Here is a 17,849-nt window from a genome sequence, read left to right as displayed (position 1 = left end):
GACTTTTAAACTTAAGTGAAAGTCCAAATTTTAATTTGGTACCTTGAACTTATGCAATCGAACTTAGTGAGATTGCCGTCATAATAAAATTAAGAAAAAGTCTCTTAATGCTATTATTTTTTCATAGATAATGAAACTCTAATTGTTCATTAAGATGGTCCTACAGTTCTAGCTAAAATCAACACTAGTTTAAAACATCGCCAAATAAAAAATAAAAGTTGTATTGAATATTTTATTATAAGTTATTGTTTAAAAAAAGATAATTTGTAATAAAAACAATACAACTTTTTTTACAATAATCTTTGATTTAAAATCGGGATTAGTTTAAAATGAATTTAAATGACGTAGTTTACATTAAAGAGGGGAGCTGAAAATATGAAAAAACTTAAATGGGGAATATTAGGACCAGGAAATATAGCTAGAGATTTTGCTAAGGCTTTAAATAGAGTTAATGGCGAGGTTTATGCTGTAGCATCTAGAAATAAAGAGAGAGCTGAAAAATTTGCTAGTGAAAATAATGTTAAAAAAGCTTATGGAAGCTATGATGAATTGATAAATGATGAAGAAATAGATGTTATATATATAGCTACTCCACATAGTAATCATTATGAGTATATGATAAAAAGTTTAAATAACAATAAACATGTTCTTTGTGAGAAAGCAATAACTGTAAATAAGAAAGAATTAGATGAAGCTTTAAAAATAGCAAAAGAAAATAATTTAGTTTTAGAAGAAGCAATGACTATATTCCATATGCCATTATATGAAAAGGTATTAAATAAAATTAAAAATGGTGAATTGGGAAAAGTTAATATGATTCAAGTTTCTTTTGGAAGTTTTAAAGAATATGATGAAAATAATAGATTTTTTAATATTGATTTAGCTGGAGGAGCACTTTTAGACATAGGAACTTATGCTTTATCCTTTGCTAGATATTTCTTATCTAGTATGCCTGTAGAAATACTAACTACAGTTAAGAAAGCTAATACTGGTGTTGATGAACAATCAGGAATAATATTAAAGACTAAAGAAGATGAAATGGCTGTAATTTCCTTAGCTTTTAGATCTAAGATGCCTAAGAGAGGAATTGTTTCTTGTGATAATGGATTTGTAACAATTGATGATTTCCCAAGAGCTAATAAAGCTACTATAAATTATTTAGATGGAAAAGTAGAGGTTATAGAAGAGGGAAATACAGAAAATGCTTTAGATTACGAGATTCTTTTCATGGAAAATAGAATAAGAGAAAATAAAAAGTCTAAAAGCATGGAATTAACATATGATGTTACAAATATTATGAATAATGTAAGAGAACAATGGGGAATATTTTATCCTTTTGAAAAATAAGAAAAAATGTAGAGAATAATATCACCTAAAGAATATAATATAATATTAATATTCTTTAGGTGATTTAATTTGAATATAGATCTTTCAAAAAAATATAATTCTTTAGACTATACAAACTTTAACACAGATATGGATGCTTTTGTTAACTCTAATAACTTAGAGAGTAAAACTGATTATCTTTTAGTAACAAATTTACGTACTAAATATACTTATGTTTATAAAAAAATCAATAATAAATGGACGAGGATATATAAGTGGATTAGTACAGTGGGAAAACCTTCAACACCAACAAGAAAAGGTATCTTTTTAATTAATGGAAGAAAGCCAACCTTTGCAGGTGCAGACTATTCAGTAAAATATGCAACAAGAATAATTGATGGGTATTATTATCATTCTATTTTGTATAATAGAAGTGGAAAAAACATTAAAGATGGTAGGTTAGGACAAGCTCTAAGTCATGGTTGTATTAGACTTGCCACAGATAATGCTAAATGGATATATGAGAATATACCAGATAATACTACGGTTTTAATAGCTTAGATTACACATACTATTTTAGAAGAATCATTTGATTTGAAAGGAGAAAATAGTATGGATAAGATTCATTATTTAGTAGACGGACTAGGAAGTTCTACAAATAAGACTCAAGTTAAAAACGCTCTAGAAAATATAGGTGGAGTTCAAAAGGTATGTGTAGATGTAGCTAGGGGAAGTATAGAAGTAATGTTTAATGAAAATACAAATGAAAATGAAATAAAAGATTGTATTGAGAATGCAGGATTCCCTGTAAAAGATTCTTAATTAAGTTAAAATAAAAGAGCTCTATAATAGAGCTCTTTTATTTATAACTTTTGAACATTTGTAGCCATTGGGCCTTTTTCACCTTCGCTTATATCAAAAGATACACTTTCACCTTCATGCAAATCTTTTTCAGGACCTTTTTCTTTAACTTGTGATATATGTACAAATATGTCATCACCTTCATCACAAGAAATAAAGCCATATCCTTTTTCTTGATTAAACCATTTTACTATTCCAGTTCTACTACTCATAAATATTTTTCTCCTTACATAAAAAAGTTAAACACCTATAGTATTCCAAATAATCATAAAAAATAAACATATTTTTATTTATAATTTTAAGTTATCATTAAGAATTAAATGGTATAATAATAAAAAATTGATATTTTAGGAGGATTTATGGATTGTAAAGGGGTTATATTTGATTTCAATGGAACCTTATTTTGGGATTCAGAAAAGCATGAAACTGCTTGGAAAGAATTTTCAAAAGAAATAAGAGGTGTGGAATTAAATGAAGAGGAATTTAAAACTAAGGTTCATGGTAGGACAAATGAACTTATTTTAAAGTATATTATGGGAGAGGATTGTGATAAAGATAAAATAGATGAGCTTTCCAAGGAAAAAGAAAGAGTTTATAGGGAATTATGTAAAGGTGATAAAGAGAATTTTAGGCTAGTACCAGGAGCTAATGAGTTTTTTGATTATTTAAAGGAAAAAGAAATTCCATTTACCATAGCTACTGCCTCTATAAAGGAAAATGTAGACTTTTTTGTTGAAAGTTTTGATTTAAATAGATGGTTTGATTCAAATAAAATAGCTTTTGATGATGGGAATACTAGGAGTAAACCAGATCCGGATATTTATTTGAAAGCTGCTGATTTACTAGGTGTTGATATTAAAGAATGCATTGTTTTTGAAGATGCTATTTCAGGCATAAAATCAGCAAATAATGCAGGCGTAAAAGAAATAATAGTTATTGATGGCACAGGAGAAAAAGAATCTTTTAAAGATATAGTTGGTGTGAGTAAGGTGATTAAAGACTTTAGGGAGTTATTATAATTGACAATTTAATATAGTAGTAATTAGATAAAAAGGGATTGTAGCAAAAATTAGCCTAAAGTAAAACTTATAAATATATTCGGAGAATTACTGAATTTTGCTAAGGATATATAAGTTTTATTATTGAGTTTTGATATGGTTCCTTTTTATTTATTTTCAAAATTGAAAAAAATTAATATTAACTTATTTGCCATGTATATATCATCTTTGTAATATTATTGTATAGATTTGAATTTACAGTTTTGGTAAAATTTATATTGACTACTTAGGAAAGGAGAATACTGTGAAGAAATCAGTACTTAAATTTACCTTAATTCTAATTGGAATAATTTTTATAGCATATTATTTTTTAGTCAATACCTTAACTGGAAAAACTACCTTTAGTTCTTTTTATTTAATAGTTGGAATAGGGATTATATCTTATGTATTATTAAGAGATAAACTTTTGAAATTAAATTGGTTTAAAAGAATATATAAACCATTTAAAATTTTAGCTATTATATGTGTAAGTATATTTATTATAGTTGAAGGAGCAATAATTTTTTATCCTAAGAAATCATTAAATACTTGTGATTATATAATTGTTTTAGGAGCTGGTATAAGAGGAGAGAATTTAACGGCTACCTTAAAAGATAGGTTGGATAAAACTGTAGAATATTTAGATAAAACTGGTTATGATGGTGAAATAATAGTTTCAGGTGGACAAGGTCCAGGAGAAAATATAACAGAAGCTGAGGCAATGACAAAATATTTAATTGAAAAAGGAATTCCACAAAATAGAATAATACTTGAGAATAAGGCAACTAGCACTTATGAAAATTTGAAATATTCTAAAGAAATCATAGAACATTTAAGTGGAATACCTATTAAAGATTTAAATGTTTTAGTTATCACAACAGATTTTCATGCTATGAGGAGTGAACTTTTAGCCAAAAGGAATGGGTATGGCAATGTAGAATTATATACTAGCAATAGTCAATGGTATTTAATACCTTCTATGTATGCAAGAGAATTTTTTGCGGTGTGTAAGTCTTTAGTATTTGATAAAGCAATTTAAATGAAAAAGCAGATTAGTGTTTACTAATCTGCTTTTGGTTTTAGCATGTAGAATATAAATAAAAAATGTAAAAGGAGAATTACAACACAAAGAAACAAATTATAGGTTATATAGTTTAAGAATATTCATAGAAAGTTCTACATGCTTTTATAAAATAAGAAAAAGTGAGGTTAAAAATTACTAAATTATAATTTTTGTTATTATATATTTATGAATCGTAATTACAAAATATTCCCCAAAAAAAAATAAAATAAATTTTTGTTTACAAAACATTAAAATTTACTTAATATAATATATAGAAATAATATTTGAAAATTTTTATTACATTTGGAGGTGGTGTAAATGGAAGGAGATCCCCTTAGTAGAAAATTAATATTTAAATTAAAAACGAGAGGAAAATACATTTATACCATTTGTACAATATGCTAGTTTAAAATTTATTAAGTGTAATTAATTCTCTTGTTTAATAGAAAAGAGGAAATAATATGAACAAAAGAATAACTAAAGAGAAGTTAAAGGATATGTTGATTAAATATCCTAATAATAAATTAAACTCACTAGATGATGTACATCCAGCTGATATATTAGATTTATTAGAAGAAAATGAAGAAAATATTAAACTTATACAAAAACTTCCAGATGATATGATTGCAGATATTATAGATTTTGCGAAGGATGATGACAAGGTAAATATTTTAAAGAGTTTACCAGAGGAAAAAAAGAAAAATGTTTTACATAATATATCCTCAGATGAGCTTACTGACTTAATGGCAAATTTAAATAGTGAAGAATCTAGTAAGCTACTTTCAAGTATGCCTGTCCAAGAAGCCAAGGATTTAAAAAAGTTATTAACATATGCACCAGATACAGCTGGTGGAGTTATGGCAACAGAATTTATTTCAATAAAAGATACCATGAGTGTAAAAGAAACATTAGAGTATCTTCAGTTAGCTGCTCCAGAGGCTGAATCTGCTTATTACATATATGTAGTTGATGATTTAGGAATATTAAAAGGGGTAGTTTCTTTAAGAGAACTTGTTATAAGTAAGTTTGATGAAAAAATTTCAGAGATTGTAAATAAAAATGTCATAAGTGTTCCTTTTGATATGGACCAAGAAGAGGTTGCAAATATATTTGATAAATATGGTCTTTTAACAATACCAGTTGTAGATTATAAAGATATGCTTTTAGGTATAATAACTATTGATGACGTTATAGAAATCATAAAAGAAGAAACAACTGAAGATATACACCGTTTAGGAGGTGTAGATGGAGAAGAAAAAGTTGATAGTACTGTAAAAGAGTCTGTAAAAAGTAGATTACCATGGTTATTCGTAAACTTGATAACAGCTTTCTTAGCTTCTGCTACTGTTGGACTTTTTGAAGGAACTATTAGTAAAGTTGTAATTTTAGCAACATTTATGCCTATTGTTGCGGGAATGGGTGGAAATGGAGGAACTCAGACTTTAACAATCATAGTAAGAGGTATAGCTTTAGGAGAATTAACTTTTAAAAATGCAAAGAGAATTTTCTTTAAAGAAATTGGTGTTGGTATTTTAACAGGTGCTGCTACAGGGTTAGTAACTGCTATCGTAGCAGTTTTCTGGTCAGGAAAGCCAGCAATTGGTGTAGTAATCGGCTTAGCTATGATATTAAATATGACAGCTGCTACATTTGCGGGATATTTAGTACCGGTTATTTTAAAGAAATTAAAGGTAGATCCTGCCTTAGCATCAGCTGTATTTGTTACAACAGTAACTGACGTGTGTGGATTCTTTTTCTTCTTAGGTTTAGGAACATTATTCTTACCATATCTAACTTAGATTATTATTTGTTAAGAAGGTGTAATATATGAAAAAGAGTTTTAGAGCTAAAAATATTTTAATGATTATAGTATTATCACTTGTAATATTTATTGGTGGAAAGATTTATTTTAGTAATCCTAATAATATAGCAAAATTAGATGTATCTAATAATACTCAAGGAATAATTAGTATTCAAGAAGTTAATAATTAATATAAAAATACCTATGATTAAAATTTTTATCTTAATCATAGGTATTTTTATGTTCGTATTTTATTCTTAGATAAAGGGATAAAAATGTGTAGTTATTTTTTTAGTGGAGGAATAATGGGAGGCTTTGGATCTATAGTTATGATGATTGGAATGTTTCTTATAGTTTCCCTTATAGGCTATTTCTTAGTTAAGCTTTTTAAAGAGTTTAATAGCCCTAGTAATCAGGCATTAAAGACATTAAAGTCAAAGGTTTGCTAAGGGTGAAATAAGAAAAGAAGAATATAATGAAATTAAAAAGAATTTATAGTAAAACAAACCTGACATGAATAATTCATGTCAGGTTTGTTTTACTTAGATTTAGAATTTATATATTCTATTAAAGAAATTATAAATCCTATGAAGCATAGAGCAGCAACTAATATATATACAAATCTCATTCCTGAAATAAAAATTTCTGGTTTACCAGGTATTGCACCTAGAACTCTAAATCCAGCTAAATCACTCATTTTGGCATATAAAATAGAAGTTGATGCTGATACACCAAAAGCAAGTCCTAAATTTCTTATTAAAGCATTAGTACCACCAGCTATTCCAAGTTTGTCCTTAGGAACAGAGGACATTATTAGGTTTGTATTTGGTGATTGGAATAATCCATTTGAAAAACCTAATAGTGCTAAAATAATGAATATTGTTGCTTCCTTTGAATTACCGTTTAATAATGATAATAAGATCATAGAAACACCAGTTAAAAATAAACCTATTAAAGTAAGTATTTTACTACCTATTTTATCAGATAATGTTCCACTAAGAGGTGCTACTATGAATAATACAATTGGGTAAGCAGTCATTATTACTGAAATCTTTCCAGGACTATATCCTAAAATATCATTTAAGTAAAATGGTTGAATAACATTTATTGTATTTATTGCTGTGAAAGAAATAAATGCACATATTAAGCTTACAGAAAATATAGATTTTTTGAATAAGTTTAAATGGAGCATAGGATTTTTTGTTTTGTTTTCGAACATTAAGAAGAATGCAAGAACAATACATCCTATTACAAAACCTAAAATTACATATATACTATTAAAACCTAAAGATTGACCAAGTAGTATTGAAGTAAAGATAAGAATTGTAGCAATAAAGAACATTGTTGCTCCAGGTTTATCCATTGATTCAGACTCTTTAGAAACTCTTATTGGTAGATATTTCTTTGCAAATATATAACATATTATACCAATAGGAACATTTATTAAGAAAATGTAGTGCCAAGTAAAGTATGTTACTATAAATCCTCCTAAAGCTGGCCCTAATATAGATCCTAAAGCAACGAATGAACCGGAAATACCTAAAGCTTTTCCTCTTTCATTAGGAGGGAAAACATCTGTTATAATACCTTGGTTTGATGACATTAACATAGCAGCACCTATAGCTTGCACAATTCTAGATATTACCAAAATAGGAAGCGATGGAGATATTCCACAAAGCAAAGATCCTAAAACAAATACTAATATTCCTTTTATAAATATTGAACTTTTTGAATGCATATCTCCTAATCTACCAAAGATTAAGATAGATGCAGAAATTATTATTAAATATGAACTTACAATCCATTCAGTTCCAGCCATAGTTGCGCCTAAATCTCTTTGAAGAATTGGAAGAGCTACATTGACTATACTACTGTCTAAACATGCCATGAATGGTTGCATTACTAATACTCCTAATATAAACCATCTGTTTTTATAGACCAGATCGGTTGAATTTTTAGAATTTTCATTAGCATTAATCACCTAATCATCTCCTTTATTAAATTTTAGTTAAATTTTTATTAAATATGAACTATACAATTATAAAACGACAAAATTTTATTGTCAAAGCTGAAAAATGCTATATTTTCTTTGTGTAACCGTTTATTATTATTTACGGAATGTTAAATTTTAATAATAATATGTTTTATTCAATATTGACTTTACTCAATAAATATATTTATGAAAATATTATTTATATTGGAAAAAGATAGATGAAATATGTACTATTTGTAAAGGGAAAGTGATAGAATAGAGATAGAAAAAAGAAGTGTCATTTAAAGGAGGAGAGATATGAAGGATTTAATCTTTTCTTTTAATAAAAAATTTATAGAACATAAATTGTTATTTACATCCATAGTTTTATCTTTATTCATGGCAGGGACACTTCAATGGAGTTTTTTTAGGTATCTAGTAGGAATATTATCTTGTCTTATGATTATATTAGATTATAAAGATGGATTAAATTATTTTAGTAAAAATAAAAAATTAATCTATAAAAAATATATAAGAAATATATTTTTCTTAATCGAAAGTTTACTTATAGGATTTATAGCTAATGAAATATTTTGGTTTTTTACTAAAAATAGAATTTTTATCTTAAAAGAAGGAATTGTTAAAAGTACTCTAATTACTACTATTTTTATAATAGTAATTATTAATTTGATTTCTGTATTATTTTTACAAAAGTTGGGCTTTGATACAATAAAATGGATTAATATGATTTTAGCTTTATTTTTTATGAATAGTAGTGTAATTAATGAAATAATAAATAGTTTGTATATTATTAAAAATGAGGATGCATTAAATTTTATAATAACTTTAATAATAGTACTAATTGTATTTTATAGTGGATATTATATGTTTAAAATATCCATATTAAAAAGTATTAATTTAAAACATTAGTATATATAAATTAGTATAGGAAAAACTACTATAAATGCTTAAATATCAAGGAGGTATGAAAATGAATAATACTTTTTTAAAACACAAAAAAAATCCATTGATGTATCCAGCTTATTGTGGCTCAGCTTCAACTCCAGGAGTAGGATTTAAATTAAAACCATTAGATTTTCCATATGACGCTTTAGAGCCATCAATAGACGAAGAAACAGTAAGAATACACCATAATAAGCACCAACAAGCTTATGTGGACAAATTAAATAAGGCATTAGAAAAACATCCTGAACTTTATGGTAAAAATTTATGTGAAATTTTAGGTGATTTAGATAATATGCCTAAAGATATCATAACAGATTTAGTAAATCAAGGTGGAGGAGTATATAATCATGAATTCTATTGGAGTATTTTAGGTAAAGGATGTAATAGACCGGTAGCTGAAATTGCTGATGCTATAGATAGAGATTTTGGTTCCTTTGAAAAGTTTAAAGAACAGTTCACACAATGTGGAATTTCTGTTTTTGGCTCTGGATATGCATGGTTAGTTAGTGATAAAGATGGTAAATTAAAAATAATGCCAACTAAAAATCAAGACTCACCTATTTCTTTAGGATTAATTCCTATATTAACAATGGATGTATGGGAGCATGCTTATTATTTAAAATATCAAAATAGACGTCCGGAGTATATAAATAATTTCTTTGATATTATAAATTGGAAAAAGTGTGGAGAATATTACAACAATAGATAATAAATAATAAGAAAGAGGCTTAATTTTAAGATTAAGCTTCTTTTTTATTGCTATATGGTAATATTTGTAAATAGATTTTAGTATACATATTATGTAGAAAGTAAAATGAAAAAGGGGGAGAATTATGACTCGGTATAAATTTATGAAAAAAAATGCAGCCAAATATACAGCTGCTTTGTTAACCTCAATTTATGGGTTAACCTTAGTATCACCTCAAGTTGTAAAGGCTGATGTTAATGAGGGTAAAGCAGTTATTGAGGAAAAGACAGTAGAAGGAGAAATAGTAGATGTAACTGAGCAGCTTACAAGAGAATTAGAGGTTAATGCAAAGGATGTTGCAAATCCTGAGATTATTCTAGCTGCAGAAGGTGAACTTAGAAAAATAAATAAGACAGAGGTATTAAGTTCAGAAGAATTAACTGTAACTGTTGATACTGAATTTCCTAATATAGTTGAATATAGAATGGGAGATAAGGTTATTAAAGGAGCTAATAAATCAAGAGATGAGTTCTTAATCAATGGAAAGATATTTAAACCAACAGTTCAATCAGAAAAGAATTCTGACGATTCAATGGGAGAATCATATTTATATAGATTAAACTTTGAAGATATAAATGTTGAAATGACTATATCGCTTACTATAATAGAAAATACAGTAAAACTTCAATTTGAAGAAATAAATGAAAATGGTGATTTTAAAGTTGGAACTATACAAATTCCTAATCATAATCTTGTAACAATAAATGAAGAGGAAGAAAATCCAGATATTACAGCAGCTAAGGTTCATGGAATACTAAGTTCAGATGATTATTTTTATGATTTAAAAGAAAAAGAAGTTGATGAAAGCCCAGTTAATCAAACTATGACATTTTTAGATAACGGGGACTTAGTTGCATCTTTAGAAAATAATGTTATTGATTATGAAAAACAAGTTTATTACCAAACTGTTTTAAATGAAGGAATTAAGGAAGCTGGACTTTGGAATGGTTCATGGATATATAGAGAACAACTAAGCAATTCAGATGGAATGCAATTTAATATGACTGCTGAAGGTTTAGAGTTTGAAGGAAATCAAGTTATAAGTGATTCAGAAAATGCAATATATCCTGATTTAAATAAGGATATGGAAGCTGTTTATTGTGGTTTAGGTAAAGAGGAGGACTTTGAGGGGAAAGATTTAACTGGAAAAATAGCTCTTGTTGATAGAGGAGAAACTACCTTTGTTTCAAAGGCCGAAAATGCTAAAAAAGCAGGGGCTGAGTTTGTAATAATAATAAATAATGTTCCAGAATCTATTCCAGGTCAAGGTACACAAAATGCATGTAATACTATAGCTGTTAGTAAAGAAGTTGGTGATAACATAAAGGCTAATTTAGGTGAGGATAATAGTATAGTTATAAATGCAAAAGAAAAGGTTGGAAAATTTAGTGGAGTTACAGAGTTACCATGGTCAAGAGTTGTAATTTCAGGTGATAAAAATAATGATGAGACTGTAGATTGGCAAGATGGTGCTGTTGCATATAGAGAACATATGGTTAGACCATATGGAGATGATGTTGTAAAAGATCATATTTCTCATGTTGCTATGAACTTTGCATCACAAGCTCAATATCCATTTGATAGATTAACAGACCAAGTTGCTAAGTACTCTAATTACTTAGATGGTTTTGGGCAAATGATGCTTATTAAAGGATACCAATCAGAAGGTCATGATAGCGCTCACCCAGACTATGGTAATAATTTTAATCAGAGAGCTGGGGGAGTAGAAGAATTTAATGAAATGGCTAAGGTTGTAGAAGAAAAATATAACACTTTAGTTGGAGTTCATATAAATACAACAGAATTATATCCGGAGGCTAAATATTTCTTAGATGAACTTTTAGAGCAACCTTATAGAAAAGGATGGAAGTGGCTTGATCAATCATATTATGTAGATAAAAGAGCGGATGTTTTAAATGAAACAGAAACTGGATTAAAAGCAAGACTTGACGAGATGAAAGAAGCTACAGCAGAATTAGATTGGGTTTATGTAGATGTTTATAGAACAAATCCTTGGAACGAGTACATGCTTCAAAACTTCTTAATGGATAATGACTGGTATGTTGCTACAGAGTGGAGTGGTCCTATGAGAAAAAATGCTATTTGGACTCACTGGGCTGATTTAACCTATGATGGTGGAAATATATCAAATGGAGTTAACTGGGGAGAGCAATATAGAGGAACTAGAAGTAAGATTGTTAGATTTGTAGAAAATGAAATGAAGGATGTATTCCCTAATGATATTTTATTAAAAGGTAATAAAAATAAAGGATTTATGGGATGGGAAGGAGATTGTCCAAGAGAGAAAAATATAGAGTATTCTGTAGAGACTTTCTATAATTGGACTTTACCTACAAAATATATGCAACACTTCCCAATAACAAAATGGACCGATACTGAAGTTACTTTTGAAAATAATCTAGTTAGTTCAGTTGAAAATTTAAATAAAGATCAATATGGAAAAGTTTTAGGGGGAGATACCAAACTTGAGAAAGATGGTAATTTAATATACTCTGGAACAACTTACAGAAATGGAAGTTCAGAAGGAAGTAGAGCTGAAGATGCTGGAGATAAATTATTATCAAAAAATAATAGAGTATTTATACCTTATAGTGAAACAGATATAGAAAATCCTGATAAAGTTTACGCATGGAATGACTTTGATGAGGAAAGAACATGGCATTTACCAAAGAGTTGGAAAGAAGAGGGGACATCTAAAGTTTATCTTTATGAAACATCAGGAGAAGGAAGAAGATTAGTTCAGGAAATTCCAGTAGTAGATGGACAAATCACTTTAAATCTAAATCCAAGTACTCCATATATCATTTACAATGAAAAGGTTGAAGAAACAGTCGGAACAACAGAGTGGAGTGAAACAAGTACAGTTGGAGATATGGGATTTGATAGCTATGATTTCAAAGATGGAGAAGATGATTCCTATGGATGGTGGAGTAAGGTTACTGAAGGCGATGGAAGCAATATAAACTTTGAAAGAGAAACTGGAGTTTCAGAGGCAAATGGAAGTTTTACTAATAATACTGGACAGACCTATTTAAGAATAGATGGGGAAGAGGCTGGTGGAGTAACTCAAAATGTAACTCTTAAGGGAGGAAAAGATTATTCAGCATCAGTTTGGGCTGAAATAACTCCAGGTAAGGAAAGAGAAGCAGAAATAGAGGTTAAAGTTGGAGATGAAGTATTTAAACAAAGTATAACTTCAACTAACTTTAAAAACTTTACAGTAAACAGTGATAAGCACAACACATACTTCCAAAGAATTAAGGTGGATTTCACTGTACCAGAGGAAGTAAATGATATTCAAGTATCATTAAAAGCTGGAGAAGGAGAAAGTGATTCTTATGTTAGATTCGATAATGTAAGAGTTGTTGAGCATAAGAGAAGTGAAGAAGAGAAGAATTATCAAAATGAAAACTATTATTATGAAGATTTTGAAAGTGTAGATGAAGGATGGGGACCATTTGTTTATGGATATAATGGTTCATGTCAAACTCACCTTTCAGAAAGAAATATAAATGGCTACACTAACGATACAATAAATGGTGACTGGTCATTTAAAACTCAAGAGGGAGGAACAGGTTTAGTAGCTAGAACAGTTCCGGGTTTATTAAAGTTAGAACCTAATAAGAAATATTCAATTAAAGTTGATTATAAATTCCCAGATAGTGATTTCTATAAGAAAGATAAATATGCTAATTATGACATAGCAGTTAAATCTGATAAAGCTAAGGGTAGCGAAGAAGAAACTGTTATGAGAGCAAGACTAGACAGATATGAGGTTAATGAAGAAAATGGACAAGGTTCAGGTACTTTTGAATATACCTTTGAAACAGGAAGTCAAGATGATTACTATATAGCTATTGAAAAGGTTGGAAATGGAATCTTAGTTTTAGATGATTTAACAATAAATGAGTATGATGGAGAGGTTGATAACCCATTCCCAGAACCACCAAAGCCACCAGTAGATCCATTAGCTATTCCTCAAGAAAAAATGAGTATTGTTGCTAATGCAGAACAGTCAGATGCCGGCGGAGAAGGACCAGCTAAATATGCCTTAGATGGAAATGAAGGTACAATATGGCATACTCCTTGGGATGGTTCAGGAGATAAACCATATCATGTAACTTTAGATTTAGATAAAGAGGGAGATAAGAGTTATGTTATAGATACGTTTACTTATCTTCCAAGACAAAGTGGTGGAAATGGTAGAATAACTCAATATGAACTTCAAGTAAGTAATGATGGAGAAAACTTTACAACTGTTAGCACTGGAAATTGGGCAAATGATGAGGAACTTAAGGTAGTTAAATTTGATGCTGTAGAGGCTACTCATATAAGACTAATTGCTTTAGAAGGTGTTGGTGGGTATGCATCAGCAGCAGAACTTAATGTTAAGCAAAAAGAAATACCGGTTGAACCAGAAATAGTTGTTAATCCAGTAAGAGACTTTAAGGAATCTGAAGTTAATAAAAAAGATGTAACTGTAACTTGGATAGAACCAGAAACTACAGAAGGCTTAGAAGGATATATACTATACAAAGATGGTAAAAAGGTTGATGAAATAGGAAAGGAAGAAACTTCATACACCTTTAAGAAACTAAATAGACATACAATTTATAATTTTAAGATTGCTGCTAAGTATTCAAATGGAGAAATTTCAAGTAAAGAGAGTATAACATTAAGAACAGCTAGATAATAAATTAATATAAAAATATCTAACTTTAAAAACAAATAGATAAAATAAAAAAACGGAAGGATTTTTTTATCCTTCCATTTTTTTTATACATTTACATAAGTTGTAAACGATATTATAATTATATTGTAAATAATTTACAACGGGAGGGAACTATGAAAAGAAAAATGCTTAAAAGACTTTTAACATCAGCTTTTGCTTGTATTTTTATAGCTAACGGGTTAATAACAACTACTGTAAGAGCTGTTGGGCCTAAAACTGGGGAGGAAACACAGATTTTAGTTCCAAATTTAAATCCAACACCAGAAAATTTAGAAGTGGTTGGAGAGGGATTTCAAATAACTTCTTCTATAAATTTAGTTGGAGAAGATCTTGCTGATGGTGATGCAGTAAAATCATTAAGAGAATTTTTAGAGGCAAATGGCATAGAAGTAAATACTGAACATAATGCTAATTCAACAACTCTTATAATAGGTGAAGTTGAGGATGATATTCATGAATTAGATGAAGCTTTAAATGGAACTACAGCAGAAAATTTAAGAGAAGAAGGGTATGCTTTAGTTTCAAATGATGGAAAAATAGCTATTGAGGGTAAAGATGGAGATGGAACTTTTTATGGGGTTCAAACATTTAAACAGTTAGTTAAAGATTCTAATATACCAGAAGTAAATATAACTGATTATCCTACAGTAAGTGCAAGGGGAATTGTAGAAGGATTTTATGGAACCCCATGGACACAAGAAGATAGATTAGATCAAATTAAATTCTATGGAGCGAATAAGTTAAACACATATATTTATGCTCCAAAAGATGATCCATATCATAGAGAAAAATGGAGAGAGCCTTATCCAGAAAGTGAAATGTCAAGAATGCAAGAGCTTATAGATACTGCTTATGAAAATAAAGTTGACTTTGTTTTTGGTATTTCTCCAGGAATAGATATAAGATTTGATGGAGAAGCAGGAGAAGAAGATTTTCAACATTTAATAACAAAGGCAGAATCTTTATATGACATGGGTGTAAGAAGTTTTGCAATATATTGGGATGATATTCAAGATAAGAGTGCAGCTAAACATGCTCAAGTTTTAAATAGATTTAACGAAGAGTTTGTAAAGGCTAAGGGGGATGTAAAACCATTAATAACAGTTCCAACAGAATATGATACCGGAGCTATGGTAAGTAATGGACAACCTAGAGCTTATACTAGAATTTTTGCAGAAACTGTTGATCCTAGTATAGAAGTTATGTGGACTGGTCCTGGAGTTGTTACAAATGAAATTCCTTTAAGTGATGCACAGCTTATAAGTGGAATATACAATAGAAACATGGCTGTGTGGTGGAATTATCCTGTAACAGACTATTTTAAAGGTAAACTTGCTTTAGGACCAATGCATGGTTTAGATAAGGGACTAAATCAATATGTAGATTTCTTCACAGTAAATCCTATGGAACATGCTGAGCTTTCAAAAATATCAATACACACAGCTGCAGACTATAGCTGGAATATGGATAACTATGATTATGATACAGCTTGGAATAGAGCAATTGATATGCTTTATGGTGATTTAGCAGAAGATATGAAGGTATTTGCAAACCATTCAACAAGAATGGATAATAAATCTTGGGCAAGATCAGGAAGAGAAGATGCTCCAGAACTTAGAGAAAAAATGGATTCTTTATGGGATAAACTATCCTCTAAAGAGGATGTTACTACTCTTATAGAGGAGTTATATGGTGAATTTGCAAGAATGGAAGAAGCTTGTAATAATTTAAAGGCAAATTTACCTGAAGTTGCTTTAGAAGAATGCTCAGCACAACTTGATGAGCTTATTACTTTAGCTCAAGGAGATAAAGCATCCTTAGATATGATAGTAGCTCAACTAAATGAAGACATGGAAGCTTATGAGAGTGCTAAGGAAATTGCACAAACTAAATTAAATGAAGCCTTAAGTAGCTTTGCAGTTATATCTGAAAAGGTTGCACAGTCTTTCATACAAGAAGCTTTAAGTTTTGACTTAACATTAATAAATCCAAGCACAGTAAAGGTAACAGCTTCATCAGAAGAGGTTACAGGTGAAAATGCACCAGCTTCTTTTGCTTCAGATGGAGATATGAATACTTTCTGGCATAGTAAGTGGTCAGCTCCTGCCCATGAAGGACCTCATTATTTAACTTTAGAATTAGATAATATATATGAAATAAACAAAGTTAAATATGTTCCAAGACAAGATAGCCAAAATGGAAGAATAACAGGATATAAACTTTCTGTTAGTTTAGATGGAGAAAATTTCACAGAAGTTAAATCAGGAACATTAGCTGATAATGCATCTATAAAGTTTATAGAATTTGATAAGGTAGAAGCTAAATATGTTAGATTAGATGTTACAGATAGTGTTTCAGATCAAGCAAATAGCAGAGGAAAGTTTGCTACTGCTGCAGAACTTAATGTTCATGGTTCATTGAAAGAAAATAATGAGGTAACAGGTAATGCGTCTCTTGAAACTTTAGAAGAAGTTAAGGTGGGCGACAACTTAGAAGTTGGAATAGGAATAGAAGAATTAACAAATTCAGAAGCATGGGCTTATGATTTTGTATTAAATTATGACGAAAATGCCTTTGATTATGTAGAAACAACTTCAAAGGATGGGGTGTTTGTAAGTGCTAAGAAAATAGAAGATGGAAAGATTAGAGTTTTAGCAAGTTCTGTAACAGGAGAGCCATTACCAGCCAAGGAAGCTTTAGCAAAGGTTGTATTAAAAGCAGAGGCTAAGATTGAAGGAACATCTTTAAGTATAACTAACTCATCCATAGGAGATGGAGAAGGAATGGTTCATGAAATTACAGGAGCTGAAAAAATAGTTAATATAATAGAAGGAACTACTCCAGAGATTATTGTAAATCCAGTAAGAGACTTTAAAGAATCAGAAGTAAATAAGAAGGATGTAACTGTAACTTGGGTAGAGCCAGAGACTACAGAAGGATTAGAAGGATACATTCTTTATAAAGATGGCAAGAAGGTTGGAGAAATTTCTGCTGATGAAACTTCTTATACATTTAAGGGATTAAATAGACACACAATCTATAACTTTAAAATTGCAGCTAAATACTCAAATGGAGAGATTTCAAGTAAGGAATCTATAACTTTAAGAACTGCAAGATAATAATATAATAAAAAAATAAGCTAAATCTTTTAAGAGTTAGCTTATTTTTTTTGTTTTTAACATGAGAATATTTTTAAAATATTCCTATAGAAGGAATTAAATGTGTAAAAAACAGAGATGTTATTTCAATAAATTGGGAAAAAATATGATAATTATTCTCAAATGTTGTAATAAAATAAAAAAATATTGAGTTTTTTTAGAAA

14 protein-coding genes are annotated in these 17,849 nt (G+C 29.1%); 12 read left to right on the top strand and 2 right to left on the bottom strand.

What is annotated here, in order from left to right:
- Window positions 1-375 precede the first annotated feature (375 nt).
- The 3 genes from AC2JAQ_RS08105 (at window position 376) to AC2JAQ_RS08095 (ending at window position 2,148) form a co-directional block, all read left to right on the top strand.
- On the top strand, window positions 376-1,347 hold the full coding sequence (locus tag AC2JAQ_RS08105) for a Gfo/Idh/MocA family protein (RefSeq protein WP_488455975.1): 972 nt from the start codon (window positions 376-378) through the stop codon (window positions 1,345-1,347).
- 129 nt (window positions 1,348-1,476) lie between these two features.
- Window positions 1,477-1,887 (top strand): L,D-transpeptidase, encoded by a 411-nt coding sequence (locus tag AC2JAQ_RS08100; RefSeq protein ID WP_488458792.1) that lies wholly within the window; start codon window positions 1,477-1,479, stop codon window positions 1,885-1,887.
- A 51-nt stretch (window positions 1,888-1,938) separates the two neighbouring features.
- Window positions 1,939-2,148 (top strand): heavy-metal-associated domain-containing protein, encoded by a 210-nt coding sequence (locus tag AC2JAQ_RS08095; RefSeq protein ID WP_488455974.1) that lies wholly within the window; start codon window positions 1,939-1,941, stop codon window positions 2,146-2,148.
- Window positions 2,149-2,189: 41 nt separating this feature from the next.
- Here the strand turns inward: AC2JAQ_RS08095 and AC2JAQ_RS08090 are convergent, their stop codons facing one another.
- Window positions 2,190-2,399 carry a cold-shock protein gene (locus tag AC2JAQ_RS08090; protein WP_110028513.1) on the bottom strand — a complete coding sequence of 70 codons (210 nt, stop codon included), beginning with the start codon at window positions 2,397-2,399 and terminating at the stop codon, window positions 2,190-2,192.
- A 147-nt stretch (window positions 2,400-2,546) separates the two neighbouring features.
- On the opposite strand from AC2JAQ_RS08090, the gene AC2JAQ_RS08085 reads away from it, so the two are divergent.
- The 5 genes from AC2JAQ_RS08085 (at window position 2,547) to AC2JAQ_RS08065 (ending at window position 6,537) form a co-directional block, all read left to right on the top strand.
- Entirely contained in the window at window positions 2,547-3,206 is a 660-nt protein-coding gene (locus AC2JAQ_RS08085) for an HAD family hydrolase (RefSeq protein WP_488455973.1), read from the top strand.
- A gap of 283 nt (window positions 3,207-3,489) precedes the next feature.
- On the top strand, window positions 3,490-4,263 hold the full coding sequence (locus AC2JAQ_RS08080; RefSeq protein WP_488455972.1) for a YdcF family protein: 774 nt from the start codon (window positions 3,490-3,492) through the stop codon (window positions 4,261-4,263).
- A 485-nt stretch (window positions 4,264-4,748) separates the two neighbouring features.
- A complete protein-coding gene (mgtE, locus tag AC2JAQ_RS08075) occupies window positions 4,749-6,086 on the top strand; it encodes a magnesium transporter (protein WP_488455971.1) in 1,338 nt (445 codons plus the stop codon).
- Between the two features lie 28 nt (window positions 6,087-6,114).
- Window positions 6,115-6,279 (top strand): hypothetical protein, encoded by a 165-nt coding sequence (locus tag AC2JAQ_RS08070; RefSeq protein WP_488455970.1) that lies wholly within the window; start codon window positions 6,115-6,117, stop codon window positions 6,277-6,279.
- 84 nt (window positions 6,280-6,363) lie between these two features.
- Window positions 6,364-6,537 (top strand): hypothetical protein, encoded by a 174-nt coding sequence (locus AC2JAQ_RS08065; protein WP_488455969.1) that lies wholly within the window; start codon window positions 6,364-6,366, stop codon window positions 6,535-6,537.
- Window positions 6,538-6,626: 89 nt separating this feature from the next.
- On the opposite strand, the gene AC2JAQ_RS08060 is transcribed toward AC2JAQ_RS08065, so the two are convergent.
- Entirely contained in the window at window positions 6,627-8,069 is a 1,443-nt protein-coding gene (locus tag AC2JAQ_RS08060) for an MFS transporter (RefSeq protein WP_488455968.1), read from the bottom strand.
- Between the two features lie 309 nt (window positions 8,070-8,378).
- Between AC2JAQ_RS08060 and AC2JAQ_RS08055 the strand changes: the two genes are divergently transcribed.
- The 4 genes from AC2JAQ_RS08055 to AC2JAQ_RS08040 all read left to right on the top strand — a co-directional run bounded on the left by AC2JAQ_RS08055 (window position 8,379) and on the right by AC2JAQ_RS08040 (window position 17,646).
- Window positions 8,379-8,990 carry a hypothetical protein gene (locus AC2JAQ_RS08055; RefSeq protein WP_488455967.1) on the top strand — a complete coding sequence of 204 codons (612 nt, stop codon included), beginning with the start codon at window positions 8,379-8,381 and terminating at the stop codon, window positions 8,988-8,990.
- Between the two features lie 61 nt (window positions 8,991-9,051).
- Window positions 9,052-9,735 carry a superoxide dismutase gene (locus AC2JAQ_RS08050; protein WP_488455966.1) on the top strand — a complete coding sequence of 228 codons (684 nt, stop codon included), beginning with the start codon at window positions 9,052-9,054 and terminating at the stop codon, window positions 9,733-9,735.
- 124 nt (window positions 9,736-9,859) lie between these two features.
- A complete protein-coding gene (locus AC2JAQ_RS08045; RefSeq protein ID WP_488455965.1) occupies window positions 9,860-14,488 on the top strand; it encodes an endo-alpha-N-acetylgalactosaminidase family protein in 4,629 nt (1,542 codons plus the stop codon).
- 152 nt (window positions 14,489-14,640) lie between these two features.
- Entirely contained in the window at window positions 14,641-17,646 is a 3,006-nt protein-coding gene (locus AC2JAQ_RS08040; protein WP_488455964.1) for a beta-N-acetylglucosaminidase domain-containing protein, read from the top strand.
- The last annotated feature ends 203 nt before the right edge of the window (window positions 17,647-17,849 follow it).

The sequence above is a fragment of the Clostridium sp. LIBA-8553 genome (assembly GCF_057782465.1).
Note: the sequence above shows the minus strand (reverse complement) of the source record. Positions and strands in the feature narration are given on the sequence as shown.